Below are 24,066 nucleotides of genomic sequence, written 5' to 3' on the forward strand. Positions count from 1 at the left end.
TCTGTATGAAAAGAATACTTTTTATTTTCGTTTTGATCCTTACAAGTTCTTGTTCGAGCTCTAAGGTCATCAATGCATCTACCAATAATGTAGATTCTGCAAAAACACCAGAAAATCCCGAAATCCTTGTTGGAAAACACAATCGTAGCGCTCTAGAACAAGAGCCATATAGCAGTTGGTTTAACACAAATTATAAGGAGTATTCTTTTGATACAGCAACAGTCAAAAAACTATCTCCCTATCTTAAAAATATAACTATTAAGGCTTTTATGGGTACTTGGTGTGGTGATAGTAAAAGAGAAACTCCTGCTTTTTATAAAATATTAGATAATGCATCTTTTGATTTTGAAAACCTTGAATTAATCACTGTATCAAAAGACAAAGACACTCCTCAAGGTTTTGAAAAAGGTGCAAATATTATGAGAGTTCCAACTTTTATCTTTTACAAAGATGGAAAAGAAATAGGGCGTTATGTAGAGTTTGCCAGAGAAACTCTTGAAAAAGATATCCTTGCAATTGTATCTAATCAATCATACAAACATTCTTATGAAGATTAATGATTTCTTGCACTATATAAGAACACGTTAAAACTATCATACCTATCTAATTAGAACGATTAAATCTTAAAATAGACCCTATCTATTGAGCAGAACAAGTATTATTCTTTGTAAATTTGCCTTCTTTTATTACCGATATTGTATATAAGCTTATGATTATTACCAAAACACGTGAAGAAATAGAATTAATGCGCGAGAGTGCATTGATTGTCTCTAAAACATTAGGAATGTTGGCCTCAGAGGTAAAACCTGGTGTAACTACGCTACAATTAGACAAACTTGCAGAAGAATTTATAAGAGATCACGATGCTATCCCTGGTTTCTTGGGACTATACGATTTCCCAAATACGCTATGCATGAGCCCTAATGCTCAAGTAGTTCATGGTATCCCCAATAACACTCCTCTAGAAAATGGTGACATCATTTCTATAGACTGTGGTGCTATCAAAAATGGTTTTTATGGAGATCATGCGTATACATTTCCAGTAGGTGAAATATCTGAAGAAATAGAACGCTTGCTTCGTATTACCAAAGAATCTCTATATGTTGGTATTGCAGAATTCAAGGTAGGAAAACGAGTGGGTGATGTTGGCTACGCTATACAAAAATTCACAGAAGATGCAGGATATGGAGTTGTAAGAGAACTTGTTGGTCATGGCTTAGGAAGAAAAATGCATGAAGATCCCGAAATGCCAAACTATGGCCGTCGTGGTAAAGGAAAAAAGTTTATTGAAGGTATGGTAGTTGCCATTGAGCCAATGACCAATATGGGAACGCACCGAATCAAACAATTAAAAGACGGTTGGACTATCCTCACTGCAGATGGTAAACCTAGCGCTCATTTTGAACATGATGTGGCTATAATAGATGGAAAACCTGAAATACTATCTACTTTTAAATATATCTATCAAGCATTAGGAATAGAGTCTAATGAAGAAGATGCTTTTAGACAAGAGTTGCTATCTGTTTGATTTATGGCCCTACACAGCTTTAAGTCTGTTTTGGATAAAACTACACAATGAAAAAACTCTTTAAGTTTATACTAAATAGTATTCCACGCCCTCTATTAATTCGATTGAGCTATTTGGTACGTCCATTAATATCTCTCTTATTAAGAGGTACAACCTATACTGATCCTATTGATGGTAAAAGTTTCTCTCGGTTTTTACCTTATGGGTATGGTACACAAAGAGATAATGTACTCTCACCTTCTACATTATCACTAGAACGCCATAGATTACTTTGGTTATTCCTGAAAAACGAAACTGATTTTTTTACTTCTCCTGCACAAGTACTTCACTTTGCACCTGAGCAAGCTTTTTATAAAAAATTCAGAAACCTGAAAAATCTAAAGTACACTACTACCGATCTTAACTCTCCTCTAGCAGATATTAAAGCTGATATTTGTAATCTTCCTTTTGAAGATAATAAATATGATATTATTTTTTGTAATCACGTTTTGGAGCATATTCCTGATGACACCAAAGCAATGCAAGAACTATTAAGAGTATTAAAACCTGGTGGCATGGCAATTCTACAAATCCCTCAGGATTTAAGTCGCGCTACTACTTTTGAGGATGACACTATTACTGATCGCAAAGAACGAGCCCGAATATTTGGACAATATGATCATGTAAGAGTATATGGTCGTGATTATTTTGAAAAACTCAGATCCATTGGTTTTAAGGTTGATGAGATCGACTACACTCAAACCTTATCTAAAGAAGAAGTTACCAAATATTGCTTAGCTTCTGGAGAAATACTTCCTGTTTGTTATAAACTGTAGTTCTACATAAAAAAAGCAATATCTTCCGTCATTGGTTTCAAAAAAAATCTAGTATTTTACCCTAATTTTCTTATTTCTAAAAATTTTCCGCTAATAAAAGAACGCCTGTAATAAACTTTAACCATATTTATTATAATTATTATCCTCGCAAAAATTATCATTTTTACGATCTTTGAGATTAATTGTATAGGCCTATTTTTATGAACCGCACTCCATTTCTATTTTCTATACCAATCATATATATCCTTCTCTACCTGCTATCTCCTTCATCTATAATTGCACAAGGTACTAATATAGCTTCTACGTATATCACTAAAGCAGATAGCTTATTAACCCTTAGAGAATCAAATAGCGCTCTCAAGTACTTCAACAAAGCACTTGTTATTTATAAACAAGCAAATACTCCTGAGCAAATAGCAAATTGCTATGCCAAAATTGCTACAACCCACAATAGTAATTACAATTTTGACCAAGCCCTACAAAATGCTGAAAAAGCACTCACTATACGATTAGGTATTTTTGGCAATTCTCATAGACAAGTAGCCTCTTCTTATACTAGTATGGGGCATATTTATAAAAATCAAGATGAGTTTGAAAAAGCAATGGAGTATTACCAGAAAGCTTTGGCAATACAATTAAAGGTTTTAAAACAGGGAGCTCCTCAAATAGGAGATTCTTACCATAACATTGGTACAATACATCATGTTCTTGCAGAATATGATAAAGCACTACAACATTACCAAAAAGGACTAGCAATACGCATCAATACTTTTGGTAAAAAGCATGAAAAAATAGCAGACAGCTATATCGATATTGGCACCACCAATTACCATCTTGGGAAACTTCCTCTTGCTTTAGATTACTACCATAAAGCATTACAGACAAGAACTACCATTTTTGGAAAAACTAGTCCAGAAGTAGCCTTTTGCTATCATCATATAGGAAATATTCTTGCAAGACAAGATAACTACGACAAGGCAATAAAACACCAAAAAAAGGCATTATCTATTATGATAGATACCTTTGGAGAGCATCACCCTAATACTGCTTTATGTTATGAAAGCCTTGGGGTAATTCAACTATCCAAAGGGAAAAATGACACAGCTTTATTATATTCTAAAAAAGCTTTAGCAATATTGTCTTCTACATTAGGAAAAACACATACCAAGATTGCTGACATATATATTGATATAGGGTATGCATATTACAAAAAGGGATTGTATAAATTATCTTTAAAATGTTACAACAAGACTTTAGCGATTATTAAAAAAAAATTCAAAAAGAAACATCCTTTTCTGGGAAGTTGTTATGGCCACATTGGACTTTCCTATCAACTAAAAGGAGAATATGATAATGCAATAATTTATTACAAAAAAGTGATAGTCAGTTTTATATATTCTTTAGGAGAAAATCATAGTGCCGTAGCACGTACCTATAATAATATGGCTAATACCTATAAAGCAAAAGAAGAGTACGATGTGGCGTTATCCTATTATCAAAAAGCAATACAAATACGTGTTAATTCTATTGGAGAATATCATTCAGATATTTCCGCATCATATCTAGACATTGGGAGGTTATACGCTGAAAAAAAAGAATATAATATTGCCTTAAACTATTATCAAAAAGCTTTAAAAATACAAGAAAAATTACACAGAGGGCATTTCTATTACATTTGTGATATTTATAATGCCATAGCAGATACATATGCCAAACAAAAAAAGTACGATACAGCTTTAGAATATCTACATAAAAGCATTTCTATTAGACTACAAACAGACGGAAAGCACCATCCTAGAACTGCAAAATCGTATAATCAGATTGCAGAAGTATATCATCAAATCAAAAAATATGATGAAGCTATATTATATTATGACAAGGCGATTACTGCAAATGAGCTCCCTGATAAAACTCTAAGCAATAAAAGCAAAACAACTTTTGATACGTACCTAGACACAAATGCCTTATTAGCTAGCTTACATGGCAAAGCAACTATTTTGCAAGAACAATACAAACACACCAACCACCCAACCGCACTAACAGCAAGTATCAATAACTACAAAAAAGCAGATACTTTGATTCACTATATCCGACAACGTCTACATACTTATAGTGATAAGCTTACTTTTGCTAAACAAAGTAAGAAGGTATATACAGATGCTATACAAGTACATATACTACAATATCAAGTTAATCAACAACAACAATCTCTAGAACAGGCATTTTATTATGCTGAAAAAAGTAAGGCAAACACCTTACAAGGGTTACTGGCAGAATCCAACGCTAAAAACTTTGCAGGATTTCCAAAAAAAATTCTTGACCTAGAGAGAAACTTAAAGTCTGAACATGCTTTTTATACCTCAGAGATTATAAATAAACGATCAGAGAAAAGCAAAGACACTGCTATGATCACTTCTTATGAAAATCATTTATTTGATATTACTAAAAAACAAGATTCACTAACCAACGTTGTAGAAAACAATTACCCTAAATATTATCAATTAAAATATCAAAACAATACCCTTACTGTTGATGATATTCAGAATAATCTGGACATGAACACAACATTGTTAGAGTATTTCTATACAGATAGTATTTCGTATGTATTTACGATTTCTAAACACAACATAGCGGTACAACCATTGACTACAACAACCTTACTTTCTAATATAAAAAAACTTAGAGAATCGATTATTAAACAAAAGATACAAGAATACAAAAGCATTAGCCATACCGTATATAACCAAATCATTGCTCCTGTTGCAGATAAACTTGTAGGTGAAGAAATTATTATGATTCCAGATGGCCCTCTTTGGCATTGTAATTTTGAGTTACTACTTACTCAAAAAGATATATCTAATAATCCTGCGATTTTATCCTATTTACTCAAAGATTACGCAATTTCATATGCCAATTCAGCAAATGTATTATTTGGATTGAATACAATAAATTCCGCATCAAAAAAACGACAAAAATGTCTTGCCTTTTCTTTTTCAGACATTACTACACTGGATACAAACACAATGAGTTTGGCAACCTTAAGAGATAGCCAAGAAGATTTACCTGGTACTCGTAAAGAAATCAAAGCGATTGCCGATATTATTGATGGGCAATATTATTTTGGTTCTCAGGCAATAGAGGCTAATTTTAAGGAAAATGCTAAGAATTACGATATTTTACATTTGGCACTACATGGAGAAGTAGACAACGAACATCCTGAAAACTCTAAACTTTTATTCACAAAAAGCAACGATTCTATAGAGGACAATTATTTATATAGCCATGAATTATTTGCGTTGGATATCCCAGCAGAACTTACAGTACTAAGTGCTTGTAACACTGGCTCAGGTAAAATTGCAAAAGGTGAAGGTATTATAAGCTTAGGAACTGCTTTTCAGTACGCGGGAACCAAAAGCTTAGTCTTAAGTAGTTGGGAGGTATCAGATAGTACTACCCCAGAATTAATGAAAAACTTTTATACGAATCTAAAAGCAGGCATGAATAAAGCTAAAGCTTTACAACAAGCTAAATTACAATACCTAGCTACTGCAAATATAAATCGCATGCAACCTTTTTATTGGGGTGGGTTTTATTTGGTTGGAGATACAACCCCTATACCTTTTAAAAGTACTACTGTCTGGTATTGGGTTCTAGGTATTGCTATTTTAGGGGTATTACTTTTTGGCATGAGATGGTACATAAAAACTAAGTAGTATAAAAAAACAGCCTTTACAAGTTTTAATGAATTTGTAAAGGCTAGTACTATTTTGGTAATCATGTAGATAATTAATTTTCCTTCTACTCTTTGGGAAAACCATTTACAGAAAGTGTTTTTAATTCTTTATCCTGATCTTCATATATAAAATATACTTTTAGTTCAGGATGTGTTTCTAGAAATTTCTTTGAACGCTCTAACCCCATTGACATTAAAGCTGTAGCATAGGCATCTGCTTCCATACAGGTATTCGTTAATATCGATACACTTAGTAAATTAGACTTAAGAGGATATCCTGTTTCTGTATTAATTATATGGGCATATCGATTTCCTTGCTCATCCATCTTATATTTACGATAACTCCCAGAGGTAGCCATTGCTTCATCGTGTAGAGATAATATTTTGCTATAGGATTGTGTATCATCAAAATTAGGGTCTTCCACCCCAATTCTCCATGGCTTTTGCTTCATTACATTACTTCCTTTTCCTCTAATTTCTCCTCCTATTTCTACTAAATAATTTTGAACCCCTTTATCTTCCAGGAAATTTGCAAAAACATCTACTGCATATCCTTTTGCCAATGCATTAAAATCTATAAATGTATCTGGGTTTTCTTTTACAATTCGCCTTTTACTTAATACTACTTTTTGCAATCCAACTGACCCCAATAAACTATCTATTTTAAGACTGTCTAAAGACTTTATTTTTCCTTTTGGACCAAAATCCCATGCATTCACCAAAACTCCAATAGTTGGATCAAAAACACCAGCAGTTTCCTTATAAATTCGCTTTGAGGTAGTAAACACTTTTTCAAAATGCATATCGATAACAACTGTGGTATCTCCTTTATTTATTCTAGAAATATCAGAACTCTGTATATATGTAGACATCGAGGTATTAATTACGTCTATGATACTATCATAAGAATTTGATAAATCCAACTCTTTTGTATCTATAAACTGAGCAGAAAAGGTAGTACCAAAAGCTTCTCCTTTTGAATAATTAAGATGTACCTCTGGTTCACTTTTACATGAAACACATACTATTATCAGTATTATAATACTGCTTATTTTTCTACTCATAACTAGTTAATTCAAATGTGTTTCTATAGGTTGTAATCCTGCATATTCTAGCACATAATCTTCATTTAAAAAGACTGGCTTATTTGGGTTCTCTGCATTTTGTAAACCAACCCCTGCATAGAACACTTTTGCTTCTTGTTCTACCGCATGTTTCTTAAAAGACTCCATCCAGATCACATCATAATTATGCGGATTATCTGGATAGGGAATTGCTTTGACTAGCACAAAGTATCTTTGATTTGATTTATCTATACAGACAAACTGAGGATGTTTTCCGAGTGTACTATTAATTGCAATAAACTCAAATCCTTTTTTTTCTAATTCTTCTCCTACAATATTCATTGCAAGATTATGTAATTCTTGTTTAGTAAGTATCTTCCCCATAGCGCAACAAAGATAACATCTTAATCTTTAAATCTAAATTATTTAAAACGTATAAACCTAGCTTTATTAAAAGAATAACTAGGAGTATATACAGCTTCATTTTCTACAAATTGATACCATGGAGAGATCGCTGTATTTTCAAAATTCTTAAGTAAACATACATTTTGTGCAGGGGTATTACCCTGTGCCAACAAATACATTTTATTACCTTTTTGGTCTATAATCTCATCTATTACAATTTCTATATGCCCAGGAGAACCAGGTTTAACCAGCATATCTCCAATCTGAACATTTTTTACAGCTACTTTTGGTAATTCATTATACATAGACAAGGTTCCTGCATATGTATAAATAAGATTCAGGTATTTATAAAAGTTAGCCTTGGAATGGTTTACTGTTGCTGTTTTATGAAAAGTTACTTTATTTCCTTTTATTTTGGGGCGGTATCCTTCTGCATACTTATTCCATGAGCAATAATGTCCTGAGGTAAAATTAAAACCTATCTTACTTTTCTTATTTTTCTTCCATAAATACTCTGACCGCATCCTCATTAGTGCGTCTGCACATTGTTGTAATCCATTTGAAGGAACAGGAATCTCTAAAATAGCTTCATGCCAATTTTGCGCAAAATACTCGGTATTATCATAGTTTATGATCTTACTACCATATGTTTTTAATTGATAATGTCGTAAATATTCTTGAAAAGAACCTTTTGGATAAGACACTCTTTTATATCCATCAGGAACAATAACTCGTGTAGAGATTGAGTCTTTCTCTGTATCTATATAACTTGGAGTCAAAACTGTATTGGTCACCACTCCTTTTAGGTGATTTGTAACCAACCTACCTTTACTTGTATTTCTAAGGATTAGAAATACAACAAGAATAACTACGAACGATACAATATATTTTTTCATAAGTACAGCAATATACTTTCAAAAATAAAGAAACCGGCATAATTGCTTATACCGGTTTACAGTGAATTATTTACATCATTTTTATAGATGTATATACATTTAGGATCAATTATTTATCCTCCAAAGTCATCGAATCTAATATTCTCATCTGGCATACCAAAATCTTCACCCATTTTCTGAACAGCTTTATTCATTAATGGTGGGCCACAGAAATATAACTCAATATCTTCTGGCGCGTCATGCAGACTAAGATAATTATCTATTACACAATTATGAATAAACCCTACAAAACCATCTCCTTCTGTATCATGAATATCTTTCTTTACTTTCCAGTTATCTTCTTCTAAAGGCTCTGAAAGTGCTAAGAAAAATTTGAAATTAGGGAATTTTTTTTCTAATTGATAGAAATGATCTAAATAGAATAATTCTCTTTTAGAACGACCACCATACCAATAAGTAACAGTTCTACCAGTTTCTAGTGTTCTAAATAAATGATACAAGTGAGAACGCATTGGCGCCATACCTGCTCCACCACCAACATATAACATTTCGGCATCAGATTCATTAATAAAGAATTCTCCATAAGGCCCCGAGATCACAACTTTATCTCCTGGTTTTCTAGAGAAGATATAAGAAGATGCAACTCCTGGGTTTACATCCATCCAACCATTTTTTGATCGGTCCCATGGTGGAGTAGCGATACGTACATTAAGCATGATATCTCTTCCTTCTGCAGGGTAAGAGGCCATAGAATATGCACGTTCTACCGTCTCTGCATTTTTCATTACTAATGGCCATAGACCAAATTTATCCCATTCTGCTTGAAATTTATCTGGTGTTTCATGCTCCTCTGGATGTGCAGTAATATCAATATCAGAATATTTAATTTCACATTGTGGAATTTCTATCTGAATATATCCTCCTGCTTTGTATCCCATATCTTCTGGAATACGCACTACGAATTCTTTGATAAAAGAGGCTACATTATAGTTACGTACTACTTCTGCTTCCCACTTTTTAATTCCGAATACTTCTTCTGGAATCTCGACATTCATGTCTTGTTTTACCTTTACCTGACAAGCTAATCGAGCTCCGTGCTGTAATTCTTTACGAGAAAAATGCGGTGTTTCTGTAGGCAGTGCTTCGCCTCCTCCTTCTAGGACGTGGCACTCACATTGAATACAGGTTCCACCACCACCACAGGCAGATGGTAAAAAGATCTTTTGATTACCTAAGGTAGATAATAATGTTCCTCCTGAGGCAACTTCAATTTCTTTTTTTCCGTTTATAGTAATCTTTACTGGTCCTGACGGTAATAATTTATCTTTTGCAAATAATAAGATTCCTACTAATATAAGAATCAGCACCAAAAACGAAATAATGGTTATCGCTATTGTTCCAGCTGTAGATGCTGCTAAAAATATCATATTATTTAAGTATTGTAACGTTAGTATTTTCGGCTACTTTTTTTGTAGTCTTCTCTTTTTCTACCTGAACAGTTTTAGATTCTTTCTTTTCCTCTTCATCTCCACCTGTCAACATTCCTCCGAAGCTCATAAAACCTATTGCCATTAATCCTGTAAGGATAAATGTGATTCCTAATCCTCTCAAAGGAGCTGGCACATTAGAATATCTAATTTTCTCACGAATAGCTGCTATCGCAAGAATAGCTAAAAACCATCCTATCCCTGATCCTACTCCATATACCGCTGCGTGAGATATAGTTGCAAACTCTTTTTGTTGCATAAATAATGACCCTCCTAATATTGCACAGTTTACCGCTATCAAAGGTAAAAATATCCCTAGCGAATTATACAATGATGGAGAGAATTTTTCTACAATAATCTCTACTAATTGTACCATTGTAGCAATGGTAGCAATAAACAAAATAAAGGTAAGAAAACTTAGGTCATAATCAGCATACTCAGCCCCCAACCATACCAAAGCTCCTTCTTTAAGGATATACTTATCAAGTAAAAAATTCAGTGGCACTGTGATTGCAAGTACAAATATGACTGCAGCTCCTAAACCAACCGCTGTAGAAACTTTCTTAGAAACAGCAAGGTATGAACACATTCCTAAGAAGAATGCAAAAACCATGTTGTCTATAAATATCGATTTTAAAAATAATTCTAAATACTCCATTTTTTTATCAGTTTTTAGTTGATGATTGATGGTTGATATTTTTTATGCTATCAACTAACAATTTTGCAACTCTCTAGTGATCTTCAATTAATGCTTTATTTCTACTTCTCTGTATCCAAATAAGGATTCCTACAGTAATCAATGCCATTGGAGCTAAGACCATAAAACCATTATTCTCATATCCTATTGCATATAGTCCCGTTTTTTCTATTGGATCTCCTAACACTTTAACACCAAACAACGTACCCGATCCTAATAACTCTCTAAAAAAAGCTACTATAATCAATAACAATCCGTATCCTGCAGCATTCCCTACTCCATCCAAAAAGGATTTCCATGGGCCATTACCAAGAGCAAAGGCTTCAAAACGCCCCATTATAATACAGTTGGTAATAATTAGACCGATAAATACAGAAAGTTCTTTACTCAATGTATAAGCAAAAGCTTTTAATACTTGATCTACCACAATTACCAAAGCTGCTACTACTACTAGTTGAACAATAATTCTAATTTTGGAAGGGATGATATTTCTCATTAGAGAAATCACCACATTACCTATTCCTAAAACAAAGATTACTGAGATTGCCATAACAATGGATGGCTTTAACTGAGCAGTAATTGCTAATGCAGAACAGATACCCAATACTTGAATAGTAATTGGATTATTATCTGCTAGTGGATCTGTTAATAATTTTTTATTTTTCTTAGAGAACAAAGGTTCTTTAGGCTCTTTTACTTTAACTTTTTCTTCTGTTACTTCAGCCATCTCTTATTTTTTTAAAGTTTGGAAATAAGGTTGATACATTTTTATCCCTTTCTTTACCATTGCAGTAACACCATCACCTGTGATTGTTGCTCCTGCCATAGCATCTACCTCATTATCACTTTTATCAACATTTTTAGGATCTGCATTTCCTTTTTTTACTGTAATTCCTTTATAGTTTCCAGATGCATCTAATATTTTTTCACCTATAAAATCATCTCTAAAATATGCTTCCTTGATATTCGCTCCTAGTCCAGGTGTTTCTCCTTTATGATCAAAAAATGCTCCTTTTACAGTTTTGAACTCTTTGTCTAAAGAAACATATCCCCAGATCGCATCCCAAAGACCATTTCCTCTCATAGGTATAACATAATACTCTTGTCCTTCTTTCTTTCCTATAAACAAAGGAAGTTTCCTTACATAATTAGCATCTTGCTTAACCTTATCATTCTCTTTTTTAACTTCTATACCAAAAGCATCAGTAGTTTTCTCTGCAGAACTACCAGTAATAATATACTGCTCATCTCCTACATATTTATCAAACAACTCTTGAGCTTTTTCTGCTGGCACAAACTCATTAGGGTCTTCTGTATCTGTAACCCCCATAGCAAATAAGATATTTTGCTGTTTCTCTGTACGTTTATTGGCATTTATTTTGCCTTTCAATGAAGATGCCGTAAATGCTAATAGAGAACCTACTACTACCACCATTGCTACGGCAAATATAATTGTATACGAATTTTTATCTGTATTAATAGCCATGATCTACGCCGTTTTAAGTTTTAAACGTTTCATTCTCTTCTTAATATTCCCTTGAACTACATAATGATCTATAGTTGGTGCAAATACATTCATTAACAGGATTGCAAGCATTACTCCTTCTGGGTATGCTGGGTTAAATACTCGAATCAGTATTGAGATAAACCCAATCAAGAATCCATATACCCATTTTCCTTTATTCGTTTGAGATGCCGTAACAGGATCAGTTGCCATAAATACAACTCCAAATGCAAAACCACCAATAATCAAATGATGCCAGAATTCTGTACTCATTAAGCTATAAAACTTACTACCTTCACTAATCCATCCTGCACTCACTGTTCCATTAAAAATTAATCCCATGGCAAGAGCTCCTAGCACAGCACTTAGCATAATTCTCCAACTACCAATTTTTGTAAAAACCAAAAATAGCCCTGCTAATAGAATTAATATTGCAGAGGTCTCTCCAACTGAACCTGGTATAAATCCTAAGAACATATCTGATACTGAATATGAAATTTCTTTTCCTTGGGCTAAACTACCTAGTACTGTTTCTCCTGATATAGCATCTAATTTTGCTCCTCCTGCTATCTCACTTGCTCTTTCTACCGCACCGTGAACCCATACTTTATCCCCTGACATCCAAGTAGGATATGCAAAGAATAAAAATGCTCTTATAGTCAATGCTGGATTAAGAATATTCATCCCTGTTCCTCCAAACACTTCTTTTCCTATTACAACACCAAAAATAACAGCCACTGCTAACATCCATAACGGAGTGTCTATCGGTACAATTAATGGCACTAACATCCCTGTTACAAGATATCCTTCTTCTACCTCATGTTTCTTGATTACTGCAAACAAAACTTCTACAGCAAGCCCTACTCCATAAGAAACTATGACTAGTGGCAACACTTTCCATAATCCTATTGTAAGGTTAGCAAAAGACCAAAATTCTGGGCTAAAAAAACCACTGCTTACTTTATCAATTTCTCCTGCTGCTACATGGTGTTGATACCCTGCATTAAATATACCAAATATCAAACATGGCAATAACGCCATAATAACAGTATTCATTGTACGCTTCAAATCATCTGCTCCACGAACATGAGCTCCAGAATGCGTTGTCTCATTAGGTAAGTATAAAAACGTATGGATTGCATTGAATGCAGGGGCCATTTTTTTATCTTTATACTTAAGTTTTAGTTTATGTAATTTATCTTTTAATCCCATTGCACTATCCTATTTCTTTTAACATTAGGTCTAATCCTTCTCTTATAATCTGCTGATGTGGTTGTTTTGACACACATATAAACTCTGTAAGAGCAAAATCTTCGGGAGCCACTTCATACATTCCGAGTTGCTCCATCGCATCCAGATCATTTACCGCACAAGCTTTTAATAATTGTAAAGGATATATATCAAATGGAAAAACATCCTCATAACTTCCTGTTACTACAAAAGCTCTGTGTTCTCCATTTGTATTTGTAGTAAGATCATATTTCTTATTAGGAAACAGCCATGAAAAAGTAAGTGCTCTTGATGGTGATATCTTATTAAAAATAGGTTTATTCCAACCAAAGAACTCATAATCATCTCCTTCTGGTATAACACTTATGGTATTGTGATAATACCCTAAGTGACCATCAGGCTTTACATTTTCTCCTGTAAGCACATCACCACTAATAACTCTTATATTTCCTTCATCATTCACCCCAGAGTCGTATACTACAGAAGATACCTCTGCTCCTATTTTTGTTCTAAAATATTTTGGGTTTTTAACAGAAGAACCAGCTAATGCCACTACTCTTTCTGCATTAAACTTACCTGTCAACAACAATTCTCCTATAACAACCAAGTCTTGCGGGTTTACCACCCATACAACTTCTCCTTTATTAATTGGATCTACATTTGCTATTTGTACACTTACATTACCTGCAGGGTGTGGCCCAGAAACAGTATGAGTTGTAACGTTGTTTAAACCTGAAAGAGGTGAATCGCTGTTTTTACCAACAGACACATGTACTTCGCCGTCTGTTAATTTATTCAACGCTGTAATTGCAGCCTGAACTTCATTTTCTTTACCTGACAGTACATAATCACTATCTGCAGCCAATGGAGCTGTAGTATACCCAGATACAAAAATAGCTTTTGGAGCTACCTCTGGATTAGCAATTACGTCATAAGGGCGTTGTTTGATAAAAGGCCAGCAACCTGATTGTAGAAGATGAGACTTTACCTCATCTCTATTCATTGAGTTCACGTCCTTTATTTCAAAGTCTGCATACTTCTGCTCTTTATCTCCCAGTATTTTGAAAGCTAAAATTTTCCTCTTGGCTCCACGTACAATTTCTACTACTTCACCACTTACGGGAGAAGGAAACAGCATTTGTTCATTGGACTTTGAGTGAAAAAGTGGTTCGCCGGCTTTAACTTCTGTGCCCTGCTTAGCAATAACCTTTGGCACTATACCGTGAAAATCGTCAGGCTTTATTGCATAAACATTACTTCTGGTAGCATTTGCAGTAACTTTCTCTGCTTCGCCAACAAGCTTAATGTCTAAGCCTTTTCTGATACGAATGTCTTTTGACATATTTGTAGTCTATGTTAATTAACTAAAAAAATCGTGCAAATTTACTAATTAAAACACGTACCTGAAAGCTGGTATTGGTATAAGATTTTTATTTATATTCTTTCTAAATAAAGAATGCTGAATTTAATTTTTAAAGACAAAAAAAGTAAAACAAACAATAAATTCTGTATTGAATCTGTTTTTTATAACGAATGCTTTTTACCTATATTTACATCCAACAATCATCATATCATGCCTGTAAGATCAAAACAACTTCTATTTTTTTACATTTTTACATTCCTCTTTACTTATTATTTTTTTGCTCAGCCAGTTGCAAACATATCTCCTACAGCCAACCACATAAGAACTATTCGTCTATACACTGATGCTAAGTTTTCTGGAACACCTATTCTCAAGCTAGGAGAACCATTAAAACTCTCTTTTGATGATATCAACGGTGATGAGGCAGATTATTATTATAGAATTCGTCATTGCAATTTTAACTGGTCTCCTTCCTCTTTATACAAAAACGAATATCTAAATGGTTTTGATGAAATCAGAATTCTCAATTATGAAAATTCTTTCAACACTTTACAAATGTATAGCCATTATAGGCTAAGCATCCCCAATGAAGATACTAGAGGCTTTAAAGTAAGTGGCAACTATATTATTGAGGTATATGATGATTATGACGAAGTGGTGTTCTCACGAAAATTCATCATCTATGAACCCCTTTCTTCTGTAAAAGTATACACTAAAAGATCTAGGAATTTAGATTTTATCGACACCAAACAATCTATTCAGTTTGAAATAAGCTCTCCTAATCAAATCATAAGAAATCCTAGGCAAAACATAAAAACTTTGGTTATTCAAAACAATAACCTAAACTACTCGATCACAAATTTAACCCCTCAATTCACTATCGCAGATAAACTAGTTTACAAATATGACCAAGAATCCAGTTTTTGGGGCGGTAATGAATATCTTTTTTTTGACAGCAAAGATGTAAGAGCATCTAACACAAGCACCAGAAGCATAGACCTTAAAGATTTATACCACAACTACCTATACACCAATACAGTAAGAGCCAATCGCAGATATACTTACAACCCTGATATTAATGGTAATTTTGTTATTCGTAATCTGGATGCTGATGACAATTCTGTAGAAGCCGATTATGTATGGATGCACTTTTCTCTAGAATGTTATGAGCCCTTAGGTGGCGGAGAAATTCACCTTTATGGAAATTTCAACAATTATCATCTGGATGACTCTACCCTTCTTGAATACAATAAGGAAAATGGAATGTACTATAACAAAAGACTTTTTAAACAAGGGTTTTATAATTACAAGTATGTTCTTTTAAAACCAGATGGAACCATAGACCCTGGATTTATTAGCGGTAATTTTGATGAAACAGAAAATGAATACACCGTGATCCCCTACTACAGAGCCCCTGGAGCGCGCTATGACAGAGCTATAGGAAAAGGCACAGGAAACTCCTCTACCATCACAAACTAGGAATATTCCCTTGGTTTTTTAGATTGTAATAAAATACTATTACTTTTAGCCCCTTTAGAAAACATCATCAGCCAAGAACAATGAAAGAAATAGGGAGATTCTTAAAAGAGTACAGAGGTAATGAATGTCTTAATTGTGGAGTGCCATTAGATCTTATTGATAGATATTGTCATAATTGCGGTCAAATTAACACCAACAAAAGACTATCACTTAAAGATTTTTTTAACGAGTTTTTTGCCAGTATATTTTCTTATGATTCTCGTTTAAGACATACTATTGTAGCATTACTCTTTAAACCAGGAAAAATCTCTAAAGAATATATTCAAGGTAAAAGAGTAAAGTATGCCAATCCTTTTAGATTTTACCTGAGTGTTTCTATTATCTTTTTTATCATTAATGGTTTATTCATTGATTTTGATGGTTTCAGAACAGAAGTCGAAGGTAAAGTCAACGTTGGGAAAGATGCTGTTAACGCAATCAAAGAAAACATTACAATGGATGATTCGTTAAAGCAAAAAATTAGCAATCAGATATTGGCAACTAAAGGAATTCCTAAGTCTAATAAAGAAGCCATCAGCAACGAAATCTTAAAGATAGAAGAACTCTCCTTATTGAATGATGAAGAACTAGAACCCGAAAAGGTCACCTACTATTCACAAGAACAAATAGACAGCATCAGCTTTTTCAACAGAGGTTTAAAACTATGGTCTATGTATAATGATCATTATAAAAAAACAAAAGAAACATCTACCTATAAAGCACTATCAGAACTAAAGCATACTAAAAATCAATTCAACAAATACATTTACCATAGAGTTTTAAAGACCAACTCGATTGAAGAAAACTATGGCCAAGAATTTTTTGAGTTTATATTCAATAAACTACCCTTCATAATATTCTTTTTCATGCCATTTTTCGCCTTAAGCATGTGGCTTTTATATGCTAGAAGATCTTTTAATTACATGGAACACCTTGTATTCATATTTCACACCCAAACCATGTTCTTTATTGTAATAGGTTTTTCTATTTTGATCACCAAAATCACCAACATCAATAGCATGTTAGGGATTGCAATGCTTGTCTTTTTATTTTACTTATATAAGGCAATGCGAAAATTTTATAATCAAAGAAGAGGAAAAACTATTGTTAAATTTCTGTTAGTAAATATATTATTCTTTATCTTAGCAGGCATTGGTTCTATATTAACTATTGTAGGATCTATCTTTATATTTTAATATGGTACAGCAAATCACCAGAGGCATAAAAATTTCGGTGGACACCACCTTTGAAGGTACTTTTTATAAGAACCATAAGATTCATTTTGCCTTTGGTTATCGAATTACTATAGAGAATCAAAGCAAAGATTCTGTACAACTCACTTCTCGTTTTTGGGAGATCAGAGACGCTCTAAACAACACAGAAGTGGTTGAAGGAGAGGGTGTTATAGGCAAAAAACCAGTACTGAAACCTGGTGAATCTCATTCTTATAATAGTGGTTGCTTATTAAGCTCTCCTTTTGGTGCTATGCAGGGACATTATAATATGGTAAACTTTACATCTACCAGAAGGTTTAAAGTTACAATTCCTCGTTTTAAATTAAGCGCTCCTTTTGCCCTTAATTAATCAATCCTTTTTACAAGTTCTAATCGTATTTTTCTGCCGTTTTGCTCTATATGGCAATATTTACAATTAGAATCATACACAAAATTATACTTTCTGGTGCTATCAAACTTATTTTCTACAGCTTTAAAAAGACCTTTAAAATCTTTTTGACCACTAGCTGTATATCTTTTTATTTCAAAAGTATCATTTCCTATAGATTGGTCTAATATAAAATAAGCACTACTTCCTGTACCCGAAAGAAAATGAGCTTCTTTTAAAACCTCTTTTACATCTACAGAAGACTTCCCTTTAAAATCAGGAATGTTTTTATCAAAATAATTAGTAAGATTCTCTCTAAAAATTGATCCTGGATACACTTTTACTTTTCCTAGTTCTACCTGATACAATGGGTTTCCTGCAGCTGCTTTTTGCACATTCCCCAGAGGGCTAGGTGTAAACAATTTATTACGTAATAGTGGCTTTCTTATTTTTGCATAATCTGTACCAGCTAAGATAGTATCTGTTACAATCCTTGAACAATTACTTCCCTCTTTCCCAAATGCTTTGTACGGAATACTTCCTTTATCTTGAACAGATAGCACAAATTTCTTTGCATCCTTATAATTGATATAATCACAGACAGAAGCTACCAGCCTACCATCCCCATGAGTTTTATCTGGATTTGCTTCTAGCCAAAGCAAAAACTCTTCGGTATTCGCTAATTTTTGTCCTGACTCAAAAACAGCTTTAAAAGGAATTTCTAATTCTACATCTGTAATCGCACTCCTTACCCTACCATGCCCTTGAGGAGTAATATATCTTCCAAAATCATAATATTCTGCATTACCCGTTTTATTATCAATAAGCACAAAAGCAGCATGCCCCGCTTTAATATAATTATGCTTACCCAAACCAAGAGCTAACAGTACTTTTGTTGAAGACTCATCTGAGTGTTTTACAAAAGTATCAGGATAAGCAAGTGAAATTATTTTACCTGTATAATTCAATTTTTTAAATTTAAAAACTAACCTTATTGAGCTGTAATAGTTTCAAAAACCACTGTACTAACTTCTTGATTATGTAAATTCTCATATCGCATAGCAAGTGCTTCTTCATTTTTTACAATCTGGGTTACACTTCTAGTTTTCAAAACCCCTCTATCTATCTGCAAATCAACATTTTTATCTCCCACTCCTGCATTCTTATGAAAATCTAAAAGTGAGTCAGAAGTAAGCACATGTTGCTTTTCATATGAAGCAAACCACTCTCTACGTGTGGCTTTCATTTCTTTGGTATATAATGTAGAAGAAGACCATATATAGGTATTTTTCTCTAATTGTCTAAAATGTTTTTGTTTTCCATCCCAAACCAGTTCAAAAAACAAAAGATCAGATTTCCAATTAGCCGCAACAATAGTAAAAGGTTCAATACCTCTATAAGAATATTCTGAAATTGTTTTTTCTAGATGATCTGACTCTAGCAAATCTTTTACTACAACCCCTCTACTTTTTCTATAGGATGATAATCGTTTGTGATTTTCAAAACCACCATTAAGTAAACATATCATCGTATTTTTATCACTAACCCCTATCCAGGTACCTCCAGCCACAGCATCTTTGGGAAATAACATCCTAGTTTTATTGACCTGATAGAACTCAGGCAGTAGTGTTTTTCGATTGATCGCTTCATCTCGATTTGAGGTTAATATAAAATTATTTTCCTGAATTGGAATTAAAGTAACTGTACACATAGGCAATTGAGTCTGTTAAACATTATACAACTTACAAAAAAAAAAAAACTCCTTAAATATGTTCTTAAATCAAAATACAATGCTATTTTTTTTTACATGAAACACCGAATTCAGATTTCACACTAGAAACTCCAATTTAACACTGAAACCATAATAAAACAAGCTATTTTATTGTGATTCTTGCTCTCATGCTAAAGTTCTAATACATAATCTAAGTTAAAATAAAATTTAGCCTATATAATTTTCTATCTTTGCGATCTTAAATGACTAATTCATTAGACAAATACATTCTTACTAATTTAAATTAACACATCACATCATGGCAAAAGGTTTTTTTCAAGTTCCTACTGCAATAAATGAGCCTATAAAATCGTATGCTCCTGGAACACCAGAAAGAGAAGAGGTTCTAGCTACATACAAAGCAATGTACAACTCAACAGTAGATGTACCTCTATACATTAATGGTGAAGAAATAAAAACTGGGGATACAGCTACCATGAATCCTCCTCACGATCACCAACACTCATTAGGAACATACCATAAAGCAGAAAAACAACACATACAACAAGCTATTGACACTGCTATTGAAGCAAGAAAAAAATGGGCCGATCTCCCTTGGGAGCAACGTGCGGCAGTATTTTTGAGAGCTGCAGAACTTATTGCTGGACCATACCGTGCAAAAATCAATGCAGCAACGATGCTTGCTCAATCTAAAAATATATTCCAAGCAGAAATTGACGCTGCATGTGAGTTTATAGATTTCTTACGTTTTAATGTAGAGTTTATGACTCAAATCTATGAAGACCAGCCATATTCTACATCTGCTGCATGGAACCGACTAGAATACAGACCGCTTGAAGGTTTTGTATATGCTATCACTCCATTCAATTTTACAGCAATTTCAGGTAATCTTCCTGCTAGTGCCGCTTTGATGGGGAATACTGTTGTATGGAAACCTAGTGACAGCCAAATATATTCTGCAAAAGTTATTGTTGATATTTTTAAAGAAGCTGGAGTACCTGACGGAGTAATCAATGTAGTATACGGAGACCCTGTAATGATTACTGATACTGTTTTAGCTAGTCCTGATTTTGCAGGAGTTCACTTTACAGGAAGTACTCATGTATTCAAAGATATTTGGGCAAAAATAGGAGCTAATATCCATAACTATAAAACATATCCTAGAATTGTAGGAGAGACTGGTGGTAAAGACTTCATCATGGCTCACCCAAGCGCTAATGCTAAACAAGTAGCTACAGGAATATCTCGTGGAGCTTTTGAGTTTCAAGGACAAAAATGTAGTGCTGCATCTAGAGCATATATCCCAAAAAGTTTATGGGCAGATGTAGAGAAATTCTTAAAAGAAGACATTGCATCTTTCAAAATGGGATCTCCTGAGGATATGAGTAATTTTATCACTGCTGTAATCCATGAAGGGTCATTTGATAAAATCGCTAAATACATTGATCAAGCAAAAAATGATACTAATGCTGAGATTATTGCTGGTGGTAACTATGATAAATCCAAAGGATATTTCATTGAGCCAACCGTAATTGTTACCAAAGATGCTAAATACACAACAATGTGTACTGAGCTATTTGGACCTGTAATTACTATTTATGTGTATGATGACAACCAATGGAACGAAACATTGGAGCTTGTTGACGGCACAAGTGAGTACGCTTTAACAGGGGCAATATTCTCTACAGATCGTTATGCTGCTGCTGAAGCTACCAAAGCATTAGAAAACTGTGCTGGTAACTTCTATATAAATGATAAATGTACAGGAGCTGTAGTAGGCCAACAACCATTTGGTGGTGCTAGAGCATCTGGAACAAATGATAAAGCAGGATCATACCTTAACTTATTACGTTGGGTATCTCCTCGTATGATAAAAGAAACATTTGTTTCTCCAGCTGACTACAGATATCCTTTCTTAGGAGAGTAATCAACATTTATAAAGAGTAAAAAAGCGCCTATTTGGCGCTTTTTTACTCTTTATTCAAAATTATTACACATCTCTTTATCTTTATATAGTTATGATTATAAGACCCGCACATACAGAAGATCTTCCTGTTCTATTACATTTTGAGCAAAAAATCATTGAGACGGAACGCCCTATGGATCCAACACTAAAAAAAGGAAAAATATCTTATTATGATATTGAATCTTATATAACCGCAAAGCACACTGAGGTTATCGTTGCAGAAATTGATGGCAAAGTGATAGGAAGTGGATATGGTCAAATTAGAGATAGAAAAGATTTTTTTAAACAAAGACAATTAGGATATATTGGATTTATCTATGTTGAAGAAGCTCATAGAGGAAAGGGCATCAGTCAACAAATACTACAAACACTCAACAACTGGTTTAAAACAAAAGGCATTGAAGAAATCAGGCTTACTGTATATGAGAAAAACCCAAGAGCTATCAAAGCATACGAAAAAGCAGGATTCGAAAAACATTTTGTAGAAATGCGAATAAATCTAAATGAGTGATACCATTTACACCTTGAATTTACCGTAATAAAATTCAAAGTGTAACTGATATAAACTTCTATCTACACCACTTTTATTGCAGACTCCAAAAATCTACAAGTGATACACTCAAAAAAGTATTTACTTTTTTTTAAATTTTATATTTCAAAGGCAAGTACACCACTTTCTTTGTTTCAAAAAAATCCTCTTCAAAATAATCAGAAAGGTTATGTTCTATAGCTTTTGGAAACTGAGCTAATTCTTCAGTCAAATCTCCTCCTTTGAGATACAAAATACCATTCGGTAATTCATGCTGGCTTTTTTTTGCAATATTTTTCCGTATCCATTTCACAAAATCGGGCATGTTGGTTACAGCGCGACTTACTATAAAATCAAAACGATCATCAAACGTTCCTGCTCTGCGTTGTTCTGCTTTTACATTTGGTAGCTCCAGTGCTTGCACCACTTCATTCACCACTTTTATTTTTTTTGCAATAACATCAACTAAATAAAACTGAGTTTCTGGAAACAAAATAGCCAATGGCACCCCAGGAAATCCTCCTCCCGTCCCTACATCTAATACATGTGCACCAGACTTAAACCGCATAATCTTTGCCACTCCCAAAGAGTGTAAAATATGTCGTTCATACAAAGATTCTATGTCTTTACGAGAAATAACATTAATCTTAGCATTCCATTCTTTATATAATTCTTCTAGTTTCGAAAACTTAATCACCTGCTCATCTGTAAGTTCAGGAAAGTGCTTGAGTAAAATATCCATTTTTAACAAAATAAATTAAAGTGTAAAAATACGTGTTAAACTGATATATTTTACTTCTTTTTAAAGACTTAAAAAAATTTAAATACCTAACTTTACCCAATATTATTATGACAAACACCGTTTTGTCCTAAATCACAGGACTTATGACTACACCCGATATACGTTTTAGCAGAGTAGATTCTGCTAAATTCTTTAAGACACTAAATAAACGTGTCAATCTATATTTTAAAGAAAATAACATTAAACGAACAGGTAATTGGAGATTACATCTTAAGACAATTGTTATGTTCTCATTATTCTTAACTCCATATTTTTTAATTCTCACATTAGATATTTCGCAATGGTGGATGTTATTACTTACGATTGTAATGGGAGTAGGAATGGCTGGTGTAGGAATGAATGTTATGCATGATGGTAACCATGGATCTTATTCTTCAAAAAAATGGATTAATAAGTTGATGGGAGGTAGTATGTATATTCTTGCAGGAAATGTATACAACTGGCAAGTACAACACAATGTACTACATCATACATATACCAATATTCACGGTCATGATGAAGATATGGATGCTGGTAGAATTATTCGTTTCACTAAACATTCAAAATGGAGACGTTTTCATAAGTTTCAACACTATTACTCTATATTCTTATATGGTCTATTAACTTTTAACTGGGCATTAACTACAGATTTCAAACAAACAAAAAATTACCTTGCTCGCAAACTTTCTTATGGCAAACTACCAAGTCCATTAAAACAATGGAGCACGGTAGTCATTACCAAAATAATATACCTTATGATCTGGATCGTAGTTCCAATGATCATTATGTCTGTTGCTTGGTGGAAAATTTTGATAGGATTTTTTATCATGCATTATGTAGCTGGACTGATATTAAGTGTAGTATTTCAATTAGCACATATGGTAGAAGAAGCGCAAATGCCTGTACCAGATAAAACAGGAACTATGAAAAACACTTGGGCCATACACCAATTATTCACTACTGTTAATTTTTCAACAAAAAACAAAATAGTCAATTGGTTTACTGGTGGTTTAAACCACCAAGTAGAACACCATATTTTCCCGCATATAAGTCATATTCATTATTCCAAAATTTCTAAGATTGTAAAACAAACTGCCTTAGAATGTAATCTCCCTTATAATGAATATAAAACGACACGTAAGGCTGTTATTGCACACTTTAGACATCTTAAAGAAATGGGAATGAAACCAGCCATATAATAATCATAACTTTTATT

The 24,066-nt window shown here is 33.4% G+C and carries 22 protein-coding genes; 10 read left to right on the forward strand and 12 right to left on the reverse strand.

What is annotated here, in order from left to right; genetic code table 11:
- The first annotated feature begins 5 nt into the window (after nucleotides 1–5).
- The 4 genes from DG508_RS10735 to DG508_RS10750 all read left to right on the forward strand — a co-directional run bounded on the left by DG508_RS10735 (nucleotide 6) and on the right by DG508_RS10750 (nucleotide 6,056).
- Nucleotides 6–557, forward strand: coding sequence for a thioredoxin family protein (locus tag DG508_RS10735; protein ID WP_108868136.1), 552 nt, complete (start codon nucleotides 6–8; stop codon nucleotides 555–557).
- 152 nt (nucleotides 558–709) lie between these two features.
- The gene (map, locus tag DG508_RS10740; RefSeq protein WP_108868167.1) at nucleotides 710–1,528 is read left to right on the forward strand and encodes a type I methionyl aminopeptidase; all 819 of its coding nucleotides are present in this window, start codon (nucleotides 710–712) and stop codon (nucleotides 1,526–1,528) included.
- Nucleotides 1,529–1,575: 47 nt separating this feature from the next.
- Complete coding sequence (locus DG508_RS10745) at nucleotides 1,576–2,343, forward strand: class I SAM-dependent methyltransferase (protein ID WP_108868137.1); 768 nt, start codon at nucleotides 1,576–1,578, stop codon at nucleotides 2,341–2,343.
- Nucleotides 2,344–2,543: 200 nt separating this feature from the next.
- On the forward strand, nucleotides 2,544–6,056 hold the full coding sequence (locus DG508_RS10750) for a CHAT domain-containing protein (protein ID WP_108868138.1): 3,513 nt from the start codon (nucleotides 2,544–2,546) through the stop codon (nucleotides 6,054–6,056).
- 85 nt (nucleotides 6,057–6,141) lie between these two features.
- Here DG508_RS10750 and DG508_RS10755 read toward each other — a convergent pair whose 3' ends face one another.
- The 9 genes from DG508_RS10755 to DG508_RS10795 form a co-directional block, all read right to left on the reverse strand.
- Nucleotides 6,142–7,140, reverse strand: coding sequence for an FAD:protein FMN transferase (locus DG508_RS10755; protein WP_108868139.1), 999 nt, complete (start codon nucleotides 7,138–7,140; stop codon nucleotides 6,142–6,144).
- A 6-nt stretch (nucleotides 7,141–7,146) separates the two neighbouring features.
- Nucleotides 7,147–7,524: a Na(+)-translocating NADH-quinone reductase subunit F gene (locus tag DG508_RS10760; protein ID WP_108868140.1), complete on the reverse strand. Its 378-nt coding sequence runs from the start codon at nucleotides 7,522–7,524 to the stop codon at nucleotides 7,147–7,149.
- Between the two features lie 38 nt (nucleotides 7,525–7,562).
- Nucleotides 7,563–8,441 (reverse strand): DUF4846 domain-containing protein, encoded by an 879-nt coding sequence (locus tag DG508_RS10765; RefSeq protein WP_108868141.1) that lies wholly within the window; start codon nucleotides 8,439–8,441, stop codon nucleotides 7,563–7,565.
- A gap of 113 nt (nucleotides 8,442–8,554) precedes the next feature.
- A complete protein-coding gene (gene nqrF, locus DG508_RS10770; RefSeq protein WP_108868168.1) occupies nucleotides 8,555–9,865 on the reverse strand; it encodes an NADH:ubiquinone reductase (Na(+)-transporting) subunit F in 1,311 nt (436 codons plus the stop codon).
- 4 nt (nucleotides 9,866–9,869) lie between these two features.
- Complete coding sequence (gene nqrE / locus DG508_RS10775; protein WP_108868142.1) at nucleotides 9,870–10,586, reverse strand: NADH:ubiquinone reductase (Na(+)-transporting) subunit E; 717 nt, start codon at nucleotides 10,584–10,586, stop codon at nucleotides 9,870–9,872.
- Between the two features lie 73 nt (nucleotides 10,587–10,659).
- Nucleotides 10,660–11,352: an NADH:ubiquinone reductase (Na(+)-transporting) subunit D gene (locus DG508_RS10780; RefSeq protein WP_108868143.1), complete on the reverse strand. Its 693-nt coding sequence runs from the start codon at nucleotides 11,350–11,352 to the stop codon at nucleotides 10,660–10,662.
- A 3-nt stretch (nucleotides 11,353–11,355) separates the two neighbouring features.
- Nucleotides 11,356–12,111, reverse strand: coding sequence for a Na(+)-translocating NADH-quinone reductase subunit C (locus DG508_RS10785; protein WP_108868144.1), 756 nt, complete (start codon nucleotides 12,109–12,111; stop codon nucleotides 11,356–11,358).
- 3 nt (nucleotides 12,112–12,114) lie between these two features.
- Nucleotides 12,115–13,341 carry an NADH:ubiquinone reductase (Na(+)-transporting) subunit B gene (locus tag DG508_RS10790; RefSeq protein ID WP_108868145.1) on the reverse strand — a complete coding sequence of 409 codons (1,227 nt, stop codon included), beginning with the start codon at nucleotides 13,339–13,341 and terminating at the stop codon, nucleotides 12,115–12,117.
- A gap of 4 nt (nucleotides 13,342–13,345) precedes the next feature.
- Nucleotides 13,346–14,701, reverse strand: a complete 1,356-nt coding sequence (locus tag DG508_RS10795) for a Na(+)-translocating NADH-quinone reductase subunit A (protein WP_108868146.1) — start codon at nucleotides 14,699–14,701, stop codon at nucleotides 13,346–13,348.
- Nucleotides 14,702–14,932: 231 nt separating this feature from the next.
- Between DG508_RS10795 and DG508_RS10800 the strand changes: the two genes are divergently transcribed.
- From DG508_RS10800 to apaG, 3 genes are all read left to right on the forward strand, one after another.
- Nucleotides 14,933–16,201, forward strand: coding sequence for a type IX secretion system plug protein (locus DG508_RS10800; RefSeq protein WP_108868169.1), 1,269 nt, complete (start codon nucleotides 14,933–14,935; stop codon nucleotides 16,199–16,201).
- 80 nt (nucleotides 16,202–16,281) lie between these two features.
- Nucleotides 16,282–17,436, forward strand: coding sequence for a DUF3667 domain-containing protein (locus DG508_RS10805; RefSeq protein WP_108868147.1), 1,155 nt, complete (start codon nucleotides 16,282–16,284; stop codon nucleotides 17,434–17,436).
- Nucleotide 17,437: 1 nt separating this feature from the next.
- A complete protein-coding gene (gene apaG / locus DG508_RS10810; protein WP_108868148.1) occupies nucleotides 17,438–17,824 on the forward strand; it encodes a Co2+/Mg2+ efflux protein ApaG in 387 nt (128 codons plus the stop codon).
- Here apaG and DG508_RS10815 read toward each other — a convergent pair.
- Nucleotides 17,821–18,810, reverse strand: coding sequence for a DUF6695 family protein (locus DG508_RS10815; RefSeq protein WP_108868149.1), 990 nt, complete (start codon nucleotides 18,808–18,810; stop codon nucleotides 17,821–17,823). The genes apaG and DG508_RS10815 overlap by 4 nt on opposite strands.
- A gap of 23 nt (nucleotides 18,811–18,833) precedes the next feature.
- Nucleotides 18,834–19,553 (reverse strand): NRDE family protein, encoded by a 720-nt coding sequence (locus tag DG508_RS10820; protein ID WP_108868150.1) that lies wholly within the window; start codon nucleotides 19,551–19,553, stop codon nucleotides 18,834–18,836.
- A 319-nt stretch (nucleotides 19,554–19,872) separates the two neighbouring features.
- Between DG508_RS10820 and pruA the strand changes: the two genes are divergently transcribed.
- On the forward strand, nucleotides 19,873–21,501 hold the full coding sequence (pruA, locus tag DG508_RS10825) for an L-glutamate gamma-semialdehyde dehydrogenase (protein WP_108868151.1): 1,629 nt from the start codon (nucleotides 19,873–19,875) through the stop codon (nucleotides 21,499–21,501).
- A gap of 91 nt (nucleotides 21,502–21,592) precedes the next feature.
- A complete protein-coding gene (locus DG508_RS10830; protein WP_108868152.1) occupies nucleotides 21,593–22,051 on the forward strand; it encodes a GNAT family N-acetyltransferase in 459 nt (152 codons plus the stop codon).
- A 130-nt stretch (nucleotides 22,052–22,181) separates the two neighbouring features.
- Here DG508_RS10830 and rsmG read toward each other — a convergent pair whose 3' ends face one another.
- Nucleotides 22,182–22,811: a 16S rRNA (guanine(527)-N(7))-methyltransferase RsmG gene (rsmG, locus tag DG508_RS10835; protein ID WP_108868153.1), complete on the reverse strand. Its 630-nt coding sequence runs from the start codon at nucleotides 22,809–22,811 to the stop codon at nucleotides 22,182–22,184.
- A gap of 143 nt (nucleotides 22,812–22,954) precedes the next feature.
- Here rsmG and DG508_RS10840 point away from each other — a divergent pair, with 143 nt between their 5' ends.
- Nucleotides 22,955–24,049 carry a fatty acid desaturase family protein gene (locus tag DG508_RS10840; RefSeq protein ID WP_108868154.1) on the forward strand — a complete coding sequence of 365 codons (1,095 nt, stop codon included), beginning with the start codon at nucleotides 22,955–22,957 and terminating at the stop codon, nucleotides 24,047–24,049.
- Nucleotides 24,050–24,066: the final 17 nt, after the last annotated feature.

It is taken from the genome of Aquimarina aquimarini, from assembly GCF_900299535.1.
GTDB classification, from domain to species: domain Bacteria; phylum Bacteroidota; class Bacteroidia; order Flavobacteriales; family Flavobacteriaceae; genus Aquimarina; species Aquimarina aquimarini.

Coding starts and splice junctions, on each gene's coding strand:
- DG508_RS10750 (WP_108868138.1), top strand. CDS start 2,544: ATGAACCGCACTCCATTTCTATTTTCTATACCAATCATATATATCCTT.
- DG508_RS10800 (WP_108868169.1), top strand. CDS start 14,933: ATGCCTGTAAGATCAAAACAACTTCTATTTTTTTACATTTTTACATTC.
- DG508_RS10785 (WP_108868144.1), bottom strand. CDS start 12,111: ATGGCTATTAATACAGATAAAAATTCGTATACAATTATATTTGCCGTA.
- DG508_RS10765 (WP_108868141.1), bottom strand. CDS start 8,441: ATGAAAAAATATATTGTATCGTTCGTAGTTATTCTTGTTGTATTTCTA.
- DG508_RS10840 (WP_108868154.1), top strand. CDS start 22,955: ATGACTACACCCGATATACGTTTTAGCAGAGTAGATTCTGCTAAATTC.
- nqrE (WP_108868142.1), bottom strand. CDS start 10,586: ATGGAGTATTTAGAATTATTTTTAAAATCGATATTTATAGACAACATG.
- DG508_RS10830 (WP_108868152.1), top strand. CDS start 21,593: ATGATTATAAGACCCGCACATACAGAAGATCTTCCTGTTCTATTACAT.
- DG508_RS10735 (WP_108868136.1), top strand. CDS start 6: ATGAAAAGAATACTTTTTATTTTCGTTTTGATCCTTACAAGTTCTTGT.
- DG508_RS10755 (WP_108868139.1), bottom strand. CDS start 7,140: ATGAGTAGAAAAATAAGCAGTATTATAATACTGATAATAGTATGTGTT.
- DG508_RS10805 (WP_108868147.1), top strand. CDS start 16,282: ATGAAAGAAATAGGGAGATTCTTAAAAGAGTACAGAGGTAATGAATGT.
- DG508_RS10795 (WP_108868146.1), bottom strand. CDS start 14,701: ATGTCAAAAGACATTCGTATCAGAAAAGGCTTAGACATTAAGCTTGTT.
- pruA (WP_108868151.1), top strand. CDS start 19,873: ATGGCAAAAGGTTTTTTTCAAGTTCCTACTGCAATAAATGAGCCTATA.
- DG508_RS10760 (WP_108868140.1), bottom strand. CDS start 7,524: ATGGGGAAGATACTTACTAAACAAGAATTACATAATCTTGCAATGAAT.
- map (WP_108868167.1), top strand. CDS start 710: ATGATTATTACCAAAACACGTGAAGAAATAGAATTAATGCGCGAGAGT.
- DG508_RS10780 (WP_108868143.1), bottom strand. CDS start 11,352: ATGGCTGAAGTAACAGAAGAAAAAGTTAAAGTAAAAGAGCCTAAAGAA.
- rsmG (WP_108868153.1), bottom strand. CDS start 22,811: ATGGATATTTTACTCAAGCACTTTCCTGAACTTACAGATGAGCAGGTG.
- DG508_RS10820 (WP_108868150.1), bottom strand. CDS start 19,553: ATGTGTACAGTTACTTTAATTCCAATTCAGGAAAATAATTTTATATTA.
- apaG (WP_108868148.1), top strand. CDS start 17,438: ATGGTACAGCAAATCACCAGAGGCATAAAAATTTCGGTGGACACCACC.
- DG508_RS10790 (WP_108868145.1), bottom strand. CDS start 13,341: ATGGGATTAAAAGATAAATTACATAAACTAAAACTTAAGTATAAAGAT.
- DG508_RS10745 (WP_108868137.1), top strand. CDS start 1,576: ATGAAAAAACTCTTTAAGTTTATACTAAATAGTATTCCACGCCCTCTA.